This window comes from Collinsella sp. LCP21S3_C7 (genome assembly GCF_052118485.1).
Lineage (GTDB): Bacteria > Actinomycetota > Coriobacteriia > Coriobacteriales > Coriobacteriaceae > Collinsella.
In genome coordinates, this window is the sequence record NZ_JBQKHC010000048.1 from 1 (window position 1) to 1128 (window position 1128).

Genomic DNA, 1128 nt, shown 5'->3' on the forward strand with positions numbered 1-1128 from the left:
CCGCCCACCGCCGCGGCGCCGGCGGGCTCGGCGCCCTCGGCCACGCCGTAGAGCCTCATGCGGGCCTCGACGCCGGCGATGAGCTCGTTGCGGGCCCAGATGCAGTAGTTCCTGATGGCGGTATCGTTCATGGCTATCAATCCTGAGTTTAAGAAATGAATTGGTCGCTGATCGGTATATACGGAGATGAATTGCTTGGGCTACATTGTCGAAAAAACAAGGACAAACGCACCCCACAGTCCTCATGACCGATTAATCAAACTTGGCTAGAGAAGCGGATGACGCTTGAAATCCCAGGAGGTTTCAAACGAGTCCCAGTCGGATTTCTCGGCTTTCACACAAACGGAAACAGCCTTGTCAACGACATCCTGATAATCGGATTCATAAATAAACGGCGTTTCCTCGATGTAATTAGGGGGAAAGTTCAAAGTGGGGTTAACTATACCCATGGTCTCAACAAATACCGATGAAGACATCAATCCCAACACATACGGAATCATTGCATGGTCATTCACATAGCAAAGCGGCCCTGCGGCGTCAAACAGAAACCCTTCGGCCGAATAGCGGCACTGAAAGCGCCCTGAAGTGATACTATTCCAGGTTATCCCGCACCGAAAAGCCATCTCGCCATTGTAGTTATGAGAACGCACGCGACTTCCGTCGTAATTGTCTTCCTTTAATTCCCAGCCATCATTTTCCCAATTGATAACATAGTCGAGATTTCCATACCAGAGACGATAATCTCCACCCTTCTGGATCGGATTCCATTTCTTACAAGCGGGCGATAAATAAGACCCTCCAAACCCTATTTTTTCAGATGACGGCTCAAACCACATGCGCAGAAAACGGTTGTTATCACCGGAAATCATTCCAACTCGCGCATCAACAACGTCGCCTAAACGACCTCCGTTTTCATAAGCATCAAACAATCCCTCGCTCATCCAGTAGGCGATGGGGGTGCCGGGGATCTGCTTGAAGGTCTCGGCGTCGCGGCGGTAGAACCAGCCGCAGTCGGGGTTTCGGATTGCCTCGAGGGCCTTCTTGCGCTTGGCATCGCTGCCGTTGATGTCGACGAGGCGCACATAGGCGCCCTCGCATGCCGCGCGGCCGTTGTAGACGACGTCGGCC

General features: G+C 52.5%; 1 protein-coding gene. It reads right to left on the reverse strand.

Annotated elements, in window-relative coordinates; all coding sequences use genetic code 11:
- Positions 1-266 precede the first annotated feature (266 nt).
- The coding region (locus tag ACTQ1E_RS08805) for a hypothetical protein (protein ID WP_441565885.1) at positions 267-1128 on the reverse strand (862 nt) is incomplete at its 5' end.